This window comes from Cytobacillus sp. NJ13 (assembly GCA_030348385.1).
Classification (GTDB): domain Bacteria; phylum Bacillota; class Bacilli; order Bacillales; family Cytobacillaceae; genus Cytobacillus.
In genome coordinates this window covers 4,152,460-4,168,687 of the sequence record JAUCFP010000006.1, presented here as the reverse complement: position 1 = coordinate 4,168,687, position 16,228 = coordinate 4,152,460, and the positions used below count along the sequence as shown (strand labels likewise).

General features: G+C 34.1%; 14 protein-coding genes and 2 pseudogenes. 4 read left to right on the top strand and 12 right to left on the bottom strand.

The annotated features are described in order from the left end of the window. Window positions 1-169 precede the first annotated feature (169 nt). Complete coding sequence (locus QUF73_20615; protein MDM5228530.1) at window positions 170-1,066, bottom strand: endonuclease/exonuclease/phosphatase family protein; 897 nt, start codon at window positions 1,064-1,066, stop codon at window positions 170-172. Between the two features lie 448 nt (window positions 1,067-1,514). On the opposite strand from QUF73_20615, the gene QUF73_20610 reads away from it, so the two are divergent. Beyond that, a complete protein-coding gene (locus QUF73_20610; GenBank protein MDM5228529.1) occupies window positions 1,515-2,156 on the top strand; it encodes a GTP pyrophosphokinase family protein in 642 nt (213 codons plus the stop codon). A gap of 209 nt (window positions 2,157-2,365) precedes the next feature. Here QUF73_20610 and QUF73_20605 read toward each other — a convergent pair. From QUF73_20605 to QUF73_20585, 5 genes and pseudogenes are all read right to left on the bottom strand, one after another. Beyond that, window positions 2,366-2,527 (bottom strand): annotated as a pseudogene (locus QUF73_20605) (HAD hydrolase-like protein). Between the two features lie 320 nt (window positions 2,528-2,847). Then, the gene (locus tag QUF73_20600) at window positions 2,848-3,741 is read right to left on the bottom strand and encodes a DMT family transporter (GenBank protein MDM5228528.1); all 894 of its coding nucleotides are present in this window, start codon (window positions 3,739-3,741) and stop codon (window positions 2,848-2,850) included. A gap of 288 nt (window positions 3,742-4,029) precedes the next feature. Further along, window positions 4,030-4,791, bottom strand: a complete 762-nt coding sequence (locus QUF73_20595; GenBank protein ID MDM5228527.1) for a glycosyltransferase — start codon at window positions 4,789-4,791, stop codon at window positions 4,030-4,032. A 367-nt stretch (window positions 4,792-5,158) separates the two neighbouring features. Further along, window positions 5,159-5,773: a hypothetical protein gene (locus tag QUF73_20590; protein ID MDM5228526.1), complete on the bottom strand. Its 615-nt coding sequence runs from the start codon at window positions 5,771-5,773 to the stop codon at window positions 5,159-5,161. A gap of 468 nt (window positions 5,774-6,241) precedes the next feature. Beyond that, a complete protein-coding gene (locus tag QUF73_20585; GenBank protein ID MDM5228525.1) occupies window positions 6,242-8,179 on the bottom strand; it encodes a serine hydrolase domain-containing protein in 1,938 nt (645 codons plus the stop codon). Between the two features lie 208 nt (window positions 8,180-8,387). Here QUF73_20585 and QUF73_20580 point away from each other — a divergent pair, with 208 nt between their 5' ends. Further along, window positions 8,388-8,933 (top strand): helix-turn-helix domain-containing protein, encoded by a 546-nt coding sequence (locus QUF73_20580; GenBank protein MDM5228524.1) that lies wholly within the window; start codon window positions 8,388-8,390, stop codon window positions 8,931-8,933. A gap of 416 nt (window positions 8,934-9,349) precedes the next feature. Here QUF73_20580 and QUF73_20575 read toward each other — a convergent pair whose 3' ends face one another. The 5 genes and pseudogenes from QUF73_20575 to QUF73_20555 all read right to left on the bottom strand — a co-directional run bounded on the left by QUF73_20575 (window position 9,350) and on the right by QUF73_20555 (window position 12,635). Beyond that, window positions 9,350-9,829: a GNAT family N-acetyltransferase gene (locus tag QUF73_20575; GenBank protein MDM5228523.1), complete on the bottom strand. Its 480-nt coding sequence runs from the start codon at window positions 9,827-9,829 to the stop codon at window positions 9,350-9,352. A gap of 128 nt (window positions 9,830-9,957) precedes the next feature. Next, a complete protein-coding gene (locus QUF73_20570) occupies window positions 9,958-10,797 on the bottom strand; it encodes a tyrosine-type recombinase/integrase (GenBank protein MDM5228522.1) in 840 nt (279 codons plus the stop codon). Window positions 10,798-10,894: 97 nt separating this feature from the next. Then, window positions 10,895-11,680 carry a DUF4111 domain-containing protein gene (locus QUF73_20565; protein MDM5228521.1) on the bottom strand — a complete coding sequence of 262 codons (786 nt, stop codon included), beginning with the start codon at window positions 11,678-11,680 and terminating at the stop codon, window positions 10,895-10,897. Between the two features lie 218 nt (window positions 11,681-11,898). After that, window positions 11,899-12,399 (bottom strand): DinB family protein, encoded by a 501-nt coding sequence (locus QUF73_20560; protein MDM5228520.1) that lies wholly within the window; start codon window positions 12,397-12,399, stop codon window positions 11,899-11,901. Window positions 12,400-12,515: 116 nt separating this feature from the next. Then, window positions 12,516-12,635, bottom strand: a pseudogene (locus tag QUF73_20555) (integrase). A gap of 212 nt (window positions 12,636-12,847) precedes the next feature. Here QUF73_20555 and QUF73_20550 point away from each other — a divergent pair. Beyond that, window positions 12,848-13,861: a helix-turn-helix domain-containing protein gene (locus QUF73_20550; protein ID MDM5228519.1), complete on the top strand. Its 1,014-nt coding sequence runs from the start codon at window positions 12,848-12,850 to the stop codon at window positions 13,859-13,861. Window positions 13,862-13,887: 26 nt separating this feature from the next. Then, window positions 13,888-14,682, top strand: coding sequence for an SDR family oxidoreductase (locus QUF73_20545; GenBank protein MDM5228518.1), 795 nt, complete (start codon window positions 13,888-13,890; stop codon window positions 14,680-14,682). An 880-nt stretch (window positions 14,683-15,562) separates the two neighbouring features. Here QUF73_20545 and QUF73_20540 read toward each other — a convergent pair. After that, complete coding sequence (locus QUF73_20540) at window positions 15,563-16,210, bottom strand: hypothetical protein (GenBank protein MDM5228517.1); 648 nt, start codon at window positions 16,208-16,210, stop codon at window positions 15,563-15,565. Window positions 16,211-16,228: the final 18 nt, after the last annotated feature.

Sequence of the window (16,228 nt, the reverse complement as noted above, 5' to 3'; positions counted from 1 at the left end):
TAAGAAAAAGCTGCCTAGATTGGCAGCCATATCTTTAAGGAGAGCACCTCGTTAGTAGAATAGGAAACGTTGTTTCCATAGATTTCTCGACTATTAAAATAATAGTGTATACAGGAATAAGAGCCTTCTTTCTTATTGGATTGTTAGTACGCAATCCGCTCTCGGCCACTTACTTTATAGATAATTCAGCAATAACCGGATAGTGGTCGCTAGGGAATTGACCATTTTTTTGATAGTTATTGATTTCGATCGTACTTGCGGTTACATTCCCTTTGGCAAGAATCCAATCGATGCGGTTGTCTGCTCCGCCGCCTGTTGGGTCACGGAAGCCATTGAACGTTCCAATTCCCTCATTGATTCGTGACTCCGCTGTTTCCCATAAATCATCAAAAGCTCCCTCGCTAGTTAATGTTTGATGTGGAAGAGTACCAGGACGAGTATTAAAATCCCCTGTCAGAATAATAGGTAATTCAGGGTTAAAGTCTTTGATTTTTTCTAAAATTAATTCAGCGCTCTTTTCTCTCGCTTCGGCAGATTGATGATCGAAATGTGTATTTACAAAATAGAATTGTTTATCCGTTTGGTTGTCCACAAATTTTGCCCAAGTGACCATTCTTGGAATGTTGTTTCCCCATGTTTTTGAACCGATTACATTTGGAGTATCTGAGAGCCAGAAATGATCATACTCTACTGGAGTAAACCGTTTTTCATCATAGAAAATCGCGGAGTATTCTCCTCTATTACCGCCTTCGCGGCCCAGTCCAATCCATGCATAACCTGGTAATACTTCTTCCATATCCTGAAGTTGTCCATATAAAACTTCCTGCGTTCCAAAAATATCTGGATTTTCCATACGAATGAGCTTTTTAATGGTTGGGACCCTTTCAGCCCATGTATGCGGTGATGGATCATTGTTGTTTTCATACCTTAAATTAAATGACATCACCTTCAGGTTTTGTTCCGTGCTTTCCGCAGCAAAAACATTGGAGATTCCGGAAAACATACTTCCCACCATTGCGAATACCATTGCTACCGCTAAAAAAATCGAACTTAATCCTTTTTTCAACAAAATTCCCTCCTTTTTTTGATTACATTTGAAAGTATAGTTTTCAAATGTAAACACGATGTTAAAAAAGAAGCAGATGTTTGTTTTGTTTTTTTAAAGCAGGAGAATCCGATAATATCAAGGGATTTACTAATAAAATATGAAATTTTTCTTAGAGAATCATTTGTTTTTGTAAATATTTACAGGGTTAATTCACCAGTAAAATTTACAGTTTTTTAAATAATAGTTAAAATCTTTAAATAAAGGTCCCTCCGATGGGAAGGGCCCTTATTTAAGCTTCTTAGCTGGGAATTTTGCTCCAACAGAGATGCTGATTTTTTGTTCATCATAATAGTCACTAAAGGATCTAAATAACAAGAGAAAGTGAAAAATTTCCTATCAGAACATATTTTTTTACTTCGAACCATCTGTGTTATGATAACAGAATAATAACTGGAGGGTTGTGGACATGCTGAAAGAAAAGATTAAGATCGAGGTTATTCAAAAGGTAATAGACAATTGGAGGGGATTCTTTCTATCCTACCAAATGGCATTACACGAGTTAGAAAGTGATTTTAAGATTATTGACTTAGAGTGGAAAACACAACATGGCTATTCCCCTATTGAACATATGAAAACACGTATGAAAACAATAAAATCTTTGGTGGAGAAAATTCAAAAAAAAGAAATTCACCTAACACAAGAAGCTGTAAGGAATGAAATAAGAGATATTGCGGGTGTTAGAATTGTTACAAGTTTTATTGAAGACGTGTATATGCTTAAGGAGCATATTGAGCAACGTGAAGACATTCGAATGATACGCGTAAAGGATTATATTCAGGACCCAAAAATGAGTGGATATAAAAGTCTGCACCTGATTGTAGAAACTCAAGTCATTCTGTCCAATGAAATATTATGGGTTCCTGCAGAAATACAAATTCGTACTTCCGCTATGGATTTTTGGGCATCCACAGAACATAAACTAAACTATAAATATCAAGGCGAGACTATACCTGAGGATGCTAAAAAGCAACTCATAGAGCTTGCTAAAGCTTCTTCCTTAATGGATAAGGAAATGTCAAGATTAAGAGCAAAATTACTATCCAATTAAGTAAACGAATAGACATAAATCCCCGAATCGAGACACTTTCTTCGTTCATTTTCGGGAACAAACGAATTATTTTCTTAAATTTATTTCATACAAAAATATTTGTCTAGAAAATCTTTAGGATAGTAAAGGTTGATTGTAGTGGAGTGCACTTGACTCTCCTGGGATGGCAGCTGGATCTTAAAGTAACGCACCCATTTTTTTAACAAGGCTCAATAATTTGTTGGCATTAAAGGTAATTCCACCAAATCATCTACAATAAAGGCTGCCTTGACATTGTTCCATTGAAAACCTTTTTTCCAAATTCCTTTCATTCCTACATTTTGGGCAGCTTTTACATCATTTTCTGGATGGTCGCCAACAAATATACTTTCATATAGAAAAGACCGGCTGTAATTGCAGCCAATCTTTGAGTATTGCACCCGTTAGCTTAAGCACATTTTTTCACAATCTTTACGATTCAATTTCAAATGTTATTAAGAATCTGGCCCTATGAATAAAAGAGCGCATATCCTTATTAAAGAACAGCACACGATTGTTGAAGATTACTATAGCTTATATTAGCTGGTTGGCTCAAAAAGTTTATTAAGTTAAATATAGATATTCTTATGGATTCTTGTCACAATAACCATAGAACCCATTCATTAATAAGTGCTATTTTATTTTCATAAGTAAATTCCTTCTTACATTAATCCTATGCAGCAAGCTTCACATTCTCATTTCTCATTCCAAATCCTAAAGCAATTGCAGCACCAATACAGCTAGAAAGGCAACCAGCAAACAAAAATATTGATGGATCTGACTCACCAATCAAAACGGAAGCTATTCCTCCAATTGCAGGGAAAAGTGCAACCATGTAGCCACTTTGAGCTCCTCCAATTTTTTCTACAAGCTTCAAATAAAATAACCATGCTGCAAATGATGCAACTAGGGTTAAATATAACAGCGCTGATAAGTATGAAACCGATGTTGGAAGTATAAATTCTTGTCCTTGAAATAATACAATTACTCCCATCAATATACTGCCCACTATAAATCCAATTGCATTTGCATAGATAGGATTAACCTTTTGACTTGCATTTCTTGCCGAGCTGGCGTCACCTGCTGCTGTAAGAATAGTACCTAACAAGGCAATCAGAATTCCTTTTAAATCAGTAAGTCCTTGAAAATCATTTAAGTTCGGATAGATTAGGACACATACGCCAAATACCCCTAGAATTCCCCCAATTAATACACGAGAATGTAATTTCTCTTTTAAAAAGACACGAAGAGCAATCGGAGTCAATATCACTTTTAACGAAAAGATTAAAGTTACAATTGCAGCAGAGCTCAAAATTGTGGCGTAATAAAGGCACAGATAACTTAATGCAAAGTTACATACACCAAAAACTATTATAAACGGGAAATCTTTTGTTCCTGGTCTCCCTTTTGGTTTAAGGAACCACACAAGAACTAAAAATAAAAAAGCTGTCATAACTAAACGATATAATAATGACAATTCCAAACTGACTGGAGTTCCTTGAATTTTCACCGCAATAAAATTTAGCCCCCATACTATTAAGCAAAATATGTACATAAAATATGTCATTGCATTACCTCATTCTACTGTTTATCTTAATATGTTTAATAACTTCTCAGTAAGTAATTGTAACAAATCTGAAGAAGTCAATTAACCACGACATAAATATTTTTCTTATTGAGCTAAACTGCCCCTTTAGTACAATAAGAAAAGCCGCCTGAGTTGGCAGCTGGACTTAAAGTATTGCACCCGTTTGTTTAAGTACATTATTTCACAATCTGTGTACTTTCGATTTTCATTTCTTCTTGATACTTAACTTTAGTTTTACTCCTGAACATTGTAATGGTACTGTTATTGTTATCTATCTTGATTTTCATAATATGCTTCATTCGCATATTTCTGATCAGTTCCTTTGAGATAAGCTAAAATAATCTTCGGACGTTTAAGTAAAGCCCAGTCTCCAAGTTTATCAAACTTTCTGCATGAAGTAATCATCCCATTTTTTATCGTACCGTATTTTTTTCGATTCTTCTTTCCCCAATCTTTTAATCGCTTAGCAAAATCAGCATCCTCTGCCATAAACATATCTTCATTAAATCCCTTAATCGACTTAAAATCCTTTTTGTAGCACCAGAAGATTCCCACAGATATTGCTCCATATTTAAGAAGTAGTGGGCCTATAAGTAATAAGGTTGAAACAAATATTCCTAAAGACATTCTTTCAAATTTCCCTGTAACTCCACCCCCGATGTACTTTCCAGTTGTTAAGTATTCCTCTATATTAGACAACACATGATCGTTCATCTGGGTATCTGCATCAATTGTAACGATGATTTCACCTTTCGCTATATCAACACCTGCGTTCCTAATCTTAGAAAGATTTTTATCGTTATTCTTTATGGTTATACATTTGTATGATTTTGCAATTTCTTCTGTTCTGTCTGTACATCGATTTAACACAACGATGACTTCAACCTGATTTTCAAATAATTTTGATGCCTTTGAAATAGATTCCATGCATTTTCCAATGTACTTTTCTTCATTATGGGCAGGTATGATAATTGAGAATTTTATATCCTCTTTATGTTTATCTTCTGAAGAATTCTCCTTTTCTTTCATACAATATCTCTCCCTTATAATGAATAAATTAATTTGTATTATTTTCCCTTGAAACACCAAAAACGACTGTTGTTATTATTAAATCATATTAGTATTCAGCCCTAAAAATTAAACTCATGTAATTACAACTTTAAACAACATTCTTTTTACTTAAATTTTACCATATATTGTAATTGTTTGAATCATTAAAATTTATTACTTTTCCCTTATTGTGACATATTTTTAAGAGAACCACCCCTTTATTGATTTCTTTTTATAGGTAATTAAATCGAGAAGATATAAGCCGTAAATTGCTTAGTAATATTCCTTCTTCAGCTAACCTGCCCCTTTAGTACAATAAGAGCTACTATCTAATAAAGGATAAGCCTTATAAGCTTATCCCCGATACTTCCTTATCTATTAATGAAGGTAATTCTAAAATGGATTTTAAATTAGGAATTTCTTTATAAGGCAGCATATCAATGCTTCCTATTTTAGTAGCAACATCATACTCTCCAATAATAGTGTCTAATAATATAAAGGCAGCATTTTCCCATTCTTCAAAATCAGAGTCATAGCCTCTGAGATATAGAACAATGTCTAAAGTATCACCATTTTTTCTGTAAGTGAAATAGACATCATCAGGCCCTAAACTTATATCCTCATATTCTATAGTGGATATATCTTCAACAGCACTTTTTTGGCGAAAGGCAATTATTTTAAAGCCTTCAAGTTGGGGTGCATTTTCAACAAGTTCAATGACGTCTGGAAAGGCAGACAAGATGCCATCAGCGCTTATTATAAACTCTCTCTTTCCTTGGATAAGATCTGCACTAAATTCAAATGCTATATCTTCATTTATCTTAGATAACTGCTTACTTAGTTTGTTGAACAATGAATTTAAATTTTCTTCTTTTAACCGATAATAGTCTTGTGAATTCTTTTCAAACCAAATCCAGAAGTCAGCAACTGTATAGTTTTTTCCAAAGAATTTTTTGAACATGGTGTCCATCCTTTATGAGTAATTTAAATAATTATACTCAAAGAAAAGTTAAATTTAAATAAAAATTTTGGAAACATAAGATAGAGATTCATTTAACTAAAAAAAGCCAGGATTTCTCCCGGCCACCCACTTTTAATAACCATGTACTACCCCCGAACTCACAGTTTATTCATAAGAAATATTCTGTATCACTAAAAGAATTCCTGTTTTTGAAAACTCCCTCTTTCACACTAACCTGCCCCTATAGTTTAAAAAGAAAAAAGCTGCCTGATTAGCAGCTGATCTTGAACATAAGCACCCGTTAGCTGAACAAGATAATTATATAAAGTGCTGTTAACTTTTTTAATAAAAATCTCGGAACTATAATATTTGATTTACTTCACCAATTTGTGGGTTCTTCCATTCTTCACTCATGATTTTCCATATAAAATTGTTCAACAACACTGACAATCATAGTTAGATAATTATTTATACAACAATAAAGAAATTCCATCCTATTAATAATGCAAATAATAAAGTTAACAAAGTAAGTGTAAGAATATAAAATACTTTACGTTTTTTAGAACTTACTATTTTTCTCATATATTTGATAGAGAAGAAGGCTGCAATAACTGTACATACGAGTAAAGGATAATTCAGTAAAAGATGAGGGTTGACCTCCGCAAAAGTACGGAATTTATTCATCATAATTCTAGTAATACATATTAGATTGTTAAAAACAGTCATTGTACCACATAATATTAATATTGAATAGTAGAAATTAAATCTTTTATCTTCTAATTCTAATTGTTTCTTTCTATTTTTAAATTTAAGAAAGAGTAAAATCAGTGGTGCAATTAAGAAATATAGAGTTGTACTTAATAATACTAAAACACTAGCAATTAAAACTGGGATTGATCTATCAGGTGGTAGTTCAGATAAATCCATACCATGTCCTACAATTATCTGTTTCACTTTGCCTTCTTCCATTTTGAATTTTAAAATGGGATACGCATTTCTAAAAATAGGGAAATTTTCTTTAACAAGTTCATAATAATATGGTTTCGTCTGTACATAAGTACCTTTATATTGCCCTAAACTCATTGTGATTTCATTTTTGTTCGTTGCACTAACTGTATATAAATTTTGATAATTTGCAAATTCTAAAAAATTTCCCTCTTGCCGTTGAAATGGAACATATTTTCCATCTACTTCATTTGAAGAAGGTAGTTTTTGATAAGGAACTTTACTCTCTTTATGCTTTTTACCAATTAACAATTCTTGTACTCCAAATAGAATGTCCATTTCAGCACTTGCATTTGTAAGGATTACAATTCCAAATCTTTCTTCAGGTACTATCGCAAATTGACTTGAAAATGCTGCAGTATTACCTCCATGACCAATAGTACGGTATTCTCCCAAATATTCAAAAAAACCATGTGCCGTTCCAACCATTTCTCCATCTAAACTGTAACTTGGTGAAAACATAGTTTCTAATGTAACTGAATTATCAAATAGTGGTGACTTTTGACCTTTTTCAGGAGTTATTGCAATTGCATATTTTGCCAAATCTTCTACCGTACCGTTTATAGAACCTGCCGGATAATGAGAAACATATGACCAATTACCAAGAAGGAAACCTCCTTCTGGATTTGGTAAATATCCCTTTGCTTTTGTTTCTAAAAGTTTTTTATTATCATCAAATGTTGTATTTCCCGTTGTATTATTCATCTCAAGTACATTAAATAAATGTTCCCGTTCATAATCATGAAATGGCTGTTTACTTATACATTCCACTACATAACCAGCAAGAGATGCTCCAAAGTTACTATACGAACTAGCTGTTCCCACTTTATAATACTGTTTAGATTTATCAAGTAGTAATGCTTCTTCAAGAGGGAATAATCCTTCCTTTGAAAAAGCAATTGTATCAAAGGCGTAGTCTCCAAATCCAGCAGCATGATTCATAAGATCTCTCATTGTAACAGTTTGTTGGAAATTAAGTTTTTTTGCAAAGTCAGAAGGCAGATACGTTTTAATATCCTCATCTAAATCAAGTTTACCTTGTTCAACTAATTGCATTGCAGATGTCCAAGTGAATAATTTACTTATGGATGCCCATTCAAAAACTGTCTTTGATGGATCAACTGAAATTTGCTTTTCAACATCCGCATATCCATAGCCTTTTGAGAGAATAATTTGACCATCTTTCACAACTGCAATTGCAGCCCCTGGTGTTGTTTTGTCTAAATACTGCGATACATATTGATCTATCTTTTCTTCCATCTCATTCAATGGAATACCCGAAGGTGTTTCCCCGTTAATTTTCTTTATTTCCGCTGCAAAACTAAGTTTTGTACTTAGTCCAAAAACAGTCAAAAACATAATAATACTAACTGTTAATATCAATCCTATTCTTTTTATCATTTTCTTATCCCCTCTCATAAAAGTAATAGTCTCAGATTAACGCCCTTAGAGAAAAGCTAAAAAATCAATATCTTTAAGAGATTTAACTCTGCATAACTAACATTCATTATCATTATCGATAATGATAATTCAAAAGCTGGATGATTGCAATAACTATTCTCATTATTTATAATAGGAATGAAAAATTGGATGAATAAGAGGGGATATTATGGTCAATAAAGTTGATGTTTTAATGCATCCCGTTAGAATGAAAATTTGCCAATCATTAATGAGAAATAAAGAAAATGGATTAACACCTTTAGAAATGGTCAAAATCATTAAAGATGTACCTCAAGCAACTCTATATAGACAATTACAAATTATGATGGATTCTGGAATTATTCACGTTATTAAAGAAAAAAAAGTGAAATCAGTTTCTGAAAAATATTATGTTTTAAAAGAAGATGAGGCTAAAATCGATGCGGAGGAATGGAAAAAAGCATCGCAACAGCAGAAACTTGATTATGTTACTTACTACCAATTATCTCTTTTGTATCAATATCAAAGTTATCTTAAAAAATTAGAAGAGCAAAACAATTCAGAGGATAGTGCTACTTTTTCTTTAGCCGCGTTAGAGTTAGATGATGAAAAATTCAAGCAATTCCAAAATGAATTAAATGAATTAATTAATAAGTACTACCATAATACAAGTGAAAATAATGCAGAAGATACTGCAGTTCGAACAGTTGCTATTACAATGATTCCAGATGCTTAAGAGATAATAATGCCTCTTAAGCCTCAACTAACATGCCCCGTTTTAATGAAACGACTCTCTATTAAGAACTCCTTCAAGAGTTGGCTAATGTTGCGTGCAATACCACGGGTTTGTTCAATTACTGCAAAATGTCCTGTACCAATTCACAGGACATTTCTATTGACATTTATAGATTATGCACCCTAAAACGGAACCCTTTATGCTATTTCAGCAGCCTTCTTTTCTATCTACATAAACTATTTCCCTTATTAAACTAAACTGCCCCTATAGTTGAATAAAAAGAACGGCTGTAATGGCAGCCGTTCTTTAAGTAATGCACCCGTTTGTTTAAATATATATCATCACAATCTCTACTAAATTTTACTTATCAGCATCAGTAGAATTTAATTGTCTTATTTCTTATCTTATACCCTCCTTTACGATAATTCTTTTATATACCAAGCGTCCATAGCATTATGCTCTGAACCATCTAGTGCTCTTTCAAGTTGTTGGAAACCTAATTTGATGTAAAGGAGATTAGCTGCTCGGAGTTTCTTCAATGTTTCTAAGTAACAGTGTGTATAGTGTTCCTTGGCGAAGTCGAGTGCTACTTTCATCAGCTCCTTCGACAGACCCATACCTTGAGCTTCGGGTGTAATATATAGCTTTTGCAACTCGCAAATCCCCGTGTTCTGTCCAAATGGTGCAATACCCACACCGCCTACCACTTCATCTTGTTCATTCACTGCAACCCAATACTTTGCATTTGATTGTTGCTTGTAAAATTGTGCTAGACTGCTCAGTTGGGGGTCAAAATAGGCTGTTCCTGGAATGTTTAAGTTAAATGATTCCAATGAGCGTTTAATAATTTGCTCTATTGTTTGATTGTCTTTTTCTTCAATTTCACGAATCTGCAATGTTTCATCCCCCATATCTAATAATTTATTTATTCAAAGATTATTCTTCTAATAATTCCATATTACTAGCTCTTTGTTCAAGTAACCTGCCCCTTTAGCACTATAAAAAATGCTGCATCAAGCAGCACCTAAAAGAATTTCTTATATAGCTCACGTCTCAAATGTCCACTTAGATAAGCGTATACTCTGGTGGTTTCGCTCTTTTCGTGTCCCATCAAATTCTGTATGACCTCTAAAGGTGCTCCATTATTAATAAGTGTTGTTGCATAACTATGCCGAAGTTGATGTGGATGAATGCATTTATTTATTCCCGCTCTGTTAGAAATTTTTTTAATTACATATCTCATCTGTGCAACACTCATTCGATGTGGTGCTCCAATCGTTACGAACAGAGCCTGTTGATCATCTGTCCTATCTTCCAAATATCTTTTTAACCAGATACTACATCTAGTGTTAAAATACGCTTCTCTTTCTTTTTTACCTTTTCCAAAAACGATAACAGACTGTTCTGCAAAGTTAATGGAATGCTTATCTAGGTTTACGACCTCTCCAATCCTACAACCGGTTGAATACATAAACTCAAATAACGCTTTCTTAAATGTAGTATCACAGGCTTCACGAAGTAATTCAATCTCCTCTTCTGTTAAAAACTTAGGAATTCTACTCTCCGGCTTGGGTTCTTTAATGGTAGATACCGGGTTAATCGAAACATACTTCTCTTCTTGAGCCCATTTAAATAACGATTTTATAAAACGTATCCGATGGCAGAGACTAGAAGTTTTTAACTCAGCTGCCACTTCTCCAAGATATAGTTTAATAGATTCTGTTGTAATATCAGTAATTTTAATATCTCCAAAGTATTTGATCAATAAGGACATTTGCACTTTATATACCTTTAAGGTTTGAGAAGAATACCCCTGAATTTGTTTATCTGCTTTATATAGATTCCAGGCTTCAGATACAAGCATAATGAACAACTCCCCGATCGTTCTATTACTTACAGTATTCGCCTGAAAACTTTTAAATATACTATTTTCATAGAATTTTATTAAGCAATGGAAATCGTTAGCTAAATAAGATGTCCTGCTTTATTTCTTTAATCATGAATTCAATAAATTCATAAAAAACTCGGGAAACAACTTCACTACTAACTGTTTCTCCGTTATATTCATTTAGACAATGTTCAACCAACTGCTGGTATTTATGAGGCAGATTATTTATTCCCCATTCCCCGCCTTCTCGCTTTGAAGATATCTTACCTTCTTTAATAAAATAAAGAACGCGACAGAGATTTAAGGTTAAGTACATAGGAGTCAGGTACGCAGGTGGATTGCTAATAATCTCCTCTGCAGCTCCCTCCACATCATGTAGAATGGAGGCAAGGTAATATTGACTATCGATTGGTTCATAAAGTTCACTTAATGGTTTTCCATACAGTGTTATTCCTCTCTCATAGGCAACAACTATTTGTGAAGCTAAATCTTCATCTTCAAATCCCCCGCAAAGATAATTCTCATCTGTGCGATATTTCTCCCTGTGATTATCAGAGTAATGAAACTCAAAAGGAGTTGGATAAACAAACTTTTTTAGGTAAGTTTCTAAGATAATAGTGAACTCTATTCCACGCTCATTAGACATTTCATCATGTAAGGATAAAGCTAATTTTGCAATCCTAGAATTATTTACTCGTGTTAGATTTTCATTTACAACGACTAAGAAATCGATATCACTTTTATGGGGATTAAAACAACCCATTGCTAGAGATCCATGTAAATAAATCCCTAACAAATTATCCCTAAGTTCTTCTTTAAAAAGTATAGTTATTTGGTCTAAGAAATGTTTAGTATCCAAACTAATCAACTCCCCATATTTTTCCATCAGCAATCTAAGTATAGATCGACTGAAAACTAGGTCAAGGCAAAACTTATATATAATTAAATCAACTAATGTGCCCTTTAGCTGAATACGAAAAAAGAGCTGGATCCTATTGGATCTTCAACTCTTGCACCCGTTTCTTGAATAAGAAGACAGGCTAGCCAAAACCATCCTATCCTCAACCTGCACACCCGTCATTTAACAAGCCTTTGTTCTAACTCATCTTTTTGGCGCAAGTGATGGCGAAAATGCATACCAACTAAATCATACCATTCCCTTGCATTCAGCCACCCGAACCCTCCATGCTCTACTTTATAATTTGGGTTTATATTATCCACTTTCGATTCCCATTGACTTAACCTTAGAATTACTTGTTCCATTCTTCTGATAAGATCGTCATTGCTATCTGAATTATTAGGTGGAGCATTTAGTTCAACCGGTAATTTAATTTTTATTGGAGGAAACCCTCCTATCTTAAATAAATGCACACCAAACTCAGTTTTCCCCAGGGGCTGTTCATCATATAATGTGGAACATTTTTCAACATTATCCAGGTACTCATGGGCAACAAGGATTAAATGGTCATACATTTGCCCAATTGACCAGACCGTTTCTCCAGATTTATAACTTAGCTGTTCTAAAGAGTATTTTTGAAGCTCGTTTTTGTAAGTCTTAATTAGTTTAAGCTCGCTCAATTTAATTTCTCCTTTATATTAATTAACTCACTGTATATATAACTAATTATTCAATTTTCAATTACAAATACCTTCTTCAACAAATCTGCCCCATTAATTCAATAAAAAATGCTGCATCAGCAGAATTTCTTATATAACTCACGTCTCAAATGTCCACTCAAGTATGCATAGACTCTAGTTGTTTCGCTTTTTTCGTGTCCCATTAAATTTTGTATAACCTCTAATGGTGCCCCATTAAGTGAAATAACATCTATATCTTCAGTGAGTAGCTTTAAGCAATAATTAAAGTTGTTATAATTACAATAGAATTTCTCATTCTTGGCGTCTTTGGCAAATGGATTGTCGTTCCCTGCTAATTACAGAAAGACAATATATAAGTAAAATGAAATAACTATCCCGTTAACAGAGTTAGCTGTAATGTGCTGATAGGTAGAGAGGTGTAATAGGAATGACTATAAATACTCGTGTTAGAATACCGGATGGACTTTGGACGGGGCTAAAAAAACTTGGAATTAATGCTTATGATTTGGTTCGGAAAACAAAAATGCCGCTTACTGTAATCACTGAACAAGTTGTCACTGTTGACCAATATTACGCATTATGGCAAGCATATTCCGATATCATCGGTGACATGGAAGTTGAAATGCTGCAACTTCCGACAGTATTTGAAACAACGCAGTACCCCCCGCCTGTACTGGCAGCTTACCATGCCCGTGATTATCGGGATGCTCTTGAAAGAATGGCTCGGTACAAAGAAATGTGTCCTCCTGAAAAATTACGCATTATGGAGGAAGACACAAATTGTGTAATTGAACTGGAATGGTTTGATACGGAGCATGCGGGACCACCCCTACTTGTTGGGACCACTCTCGCGTTTTTATTGGAACTTGGACGACGAGGCACCGGTTATTCTATAAAAGCTAAATCAGTAGAATTTACACATTCATTTGGTCAAGTACAGACGCTTGAAGAATACTTTGGCTGCCCTATCCACATTGGAGCAGAACGTAATAGTCTGACATTGCAAAGAGATGACCTTAATCGCCCCTTTACTTCCTACAATGCTGACTTACTGGAGATCTTAACACCAGTATTGGAGCAAACATTAGAGGAACAGCGCCACAGTCACTCCATAACGGAGATAGTTAAGTGGATATTGAAACGCAATTTAACAGGAGAACGACTCGACATACAAGATGTAGCAAGTGAGCTCGGCATGAGCGAACGAACCTTACAGCGCCAGCTTGCTAACGAAGAGACCAGCTTTAAGGAGTTGCTAAAGGAAGCCCGTCATGAACAGTCAAGACAGTACTTGGCTAATCCTAATCTAGATATTAAAGAAGTGGCATTTCTTGTTGGATATAAAGATCAGAGCTCGTTTTATCGAGCCTTCCGTAGCTGGGAAGGTATGACCCCTTTAAATTGGCGTGCTGAACATGCACTTATAAACGAACTAAGTTGATAACCAGCATAAAGGAGAAATGTATCTTGGAAATGGAATTATTGAAAAAAACCGCTTTAGTTACAGGCTCAACAAAAGGCATAGGTAAAGCAATAGCGAAAGAATTGGCTAAAGAAGGAGTTAATATTCTCATAAATGGACGCAATTATGAGGAGGTAGAACGAACTGTACAGGAAATCAAATCAGAATTCCCGCTAACTTCTCCTCAAAATGCTGCAGCTGATATTGTGGATGTTCAACAAAGAGAGGAATTATTAAAAAAATTCCCGAATGTAGACATTTTAGTTAACAATATAGGTATTTACGAAATCATGCAATATGAGGATGTTACAGATGAGCTATGGCAAAAATACTTCGAAACTAACGTATTAGCCGCAAATGGATTATGTAAACATTATCTACCAAAAATGCTAGAGAATAATGATGGCCGCATCATCTTTATTGCAAGTGAAGAAGCAGTAATGCCCTCTGGACAAATGCCTCAGTATTGTATGACAAAGTCAATGCTCCTATCATTGGCAAAAAGCTTGTCTATACTAACAAAAGGATCAGAAGTTACCGTCAATACGATTATGCCGGGACCAACACTTTCTGAAAATGTCCAGGATATAATTGAGGGTATTTACAGAAATGAAAACATAACCTTCTCAGAAAAAGAAAAACAATTCATGGTGAATAATCTGCCACAATCTGAAATACAGCGATTTATCAGACCGTTTGAAATAGGAAGACTAGCTGCATTCTTATGCAGTCCCTATGCATCTGCATTTAAAGGCTCACCAATCCGTATGGATGGAGGAATGGTCCCGACCATTTTTTAATCAAATAAGCTGCCAGGAGGAGTATTTTAATATTAAAACATAGGTTACAAGTGGCCTATTTAATTTGTTATAACTCTCGTGCAGGACTTACCTTTGAAGTAAACTTCCGAATTTATCAGAGCCTTTCAAAGTTCACGACAAAATTCGGAGCGTTTACTTTTACTAACCCTTCACCTAAAAAAAGGCCACGTATGGATTCTTTCAATGTATTTATAATGGTTTCGCAGCGTACCTCCTAACCGCAATTTCTCCCCCGATGTAAGAGATGCTCATTTAATATGTTATAACCATAAGTCATTAGACGTTCTCTAAATATAAATATTCTTCTATATTCTTCTTAAATGCTTTAATCCCCATAATTCTCTCTCCGTAATATTGAGGTACCTATTCTTACTTTTACTGGATATAACATTATCCTTCTTGTGCTAAACTGCCCCGTTAGTGGAACAAAGAAAAGAGCTGCCGCAGCAACCCCTTTTTAAACGCAAGCTATTCGTTATCTATAAAACAGAAACTATGACCTTTAACGAATTTACTTTTGTTCTTTTCTAAAATAACTGTACCAAGGCTTTCCTATGAAGAATAAAGGTGTTATCAACAATGCGATAAAACTTTTTGCTTCTAAACCATTAAAAATAACAAATACCAGGAGAATCATAAAACCCATTAGTCTTAATTCAAAACATCGTTTCATTGCAATCTTAGGAATTTTTATCAACTCCTTGTTATCAATAACAGTTTTCCTACTTAAATAATCACCTATATTTTACCATAAAAACACACCCCTTGTTGAAGAAAACTGCCCCTTTTGTTAAATAAGAAAAAGCTGCCTGGTTCGGCAGCTGATATTAGGTATATGCACCCGTTAGCTTAATAGGCATTATTCTTCTTCAATGTCACCATCAACCAACGTATCGTTTATTTGCGTTATGACAGTTCCTTTTGGTAAGTTCGCAATAAATTGATCAAGCGGAAAATATTTTTCCTCGTTTGAAAATAAATAAAAGCCAGCTCCATCGTGAAAAACAGTAATAAAACTAGTGTCTGCTTCTATTTTGAAGGTCGGAATAGACCGTTTCCTTTTTCTTAACCACTCAATAGTTTCCTCCGCTTTGAACTTTAAATTGTCGGGAAGCCAATATGTTTCATTTATTAAAAGAGCTAAAGAATCCGAATCATAAATCTTAGCTGTAAAGCAAGGTGGGTGATATTGGTGTTTCCCAGAGAAATCATAATAAGTTCGCTTTTCTTCAAGGATATTTAACCTAAAATCAATATTATTCTGTTTTAAAAAAGTGATATATTCTTCAGTTTGTTCCTCATACACAATAAAGGTAATAAATAATGGATACCTATTTTGGTGTAATAAAAATTCTAGTAAAAAGTTTTTATTTCCATCAACATAATTTTCCCCATCAGCACCAACAAAATAGGCATAATCCAATTTTCCATCCAGACTTATATAATGTCCTAAATCATCTAGAAACTCGTTTGAAATTGTTTCTTCTACAATCCATATTTCCGCCATATTTACTCCTCGATATTT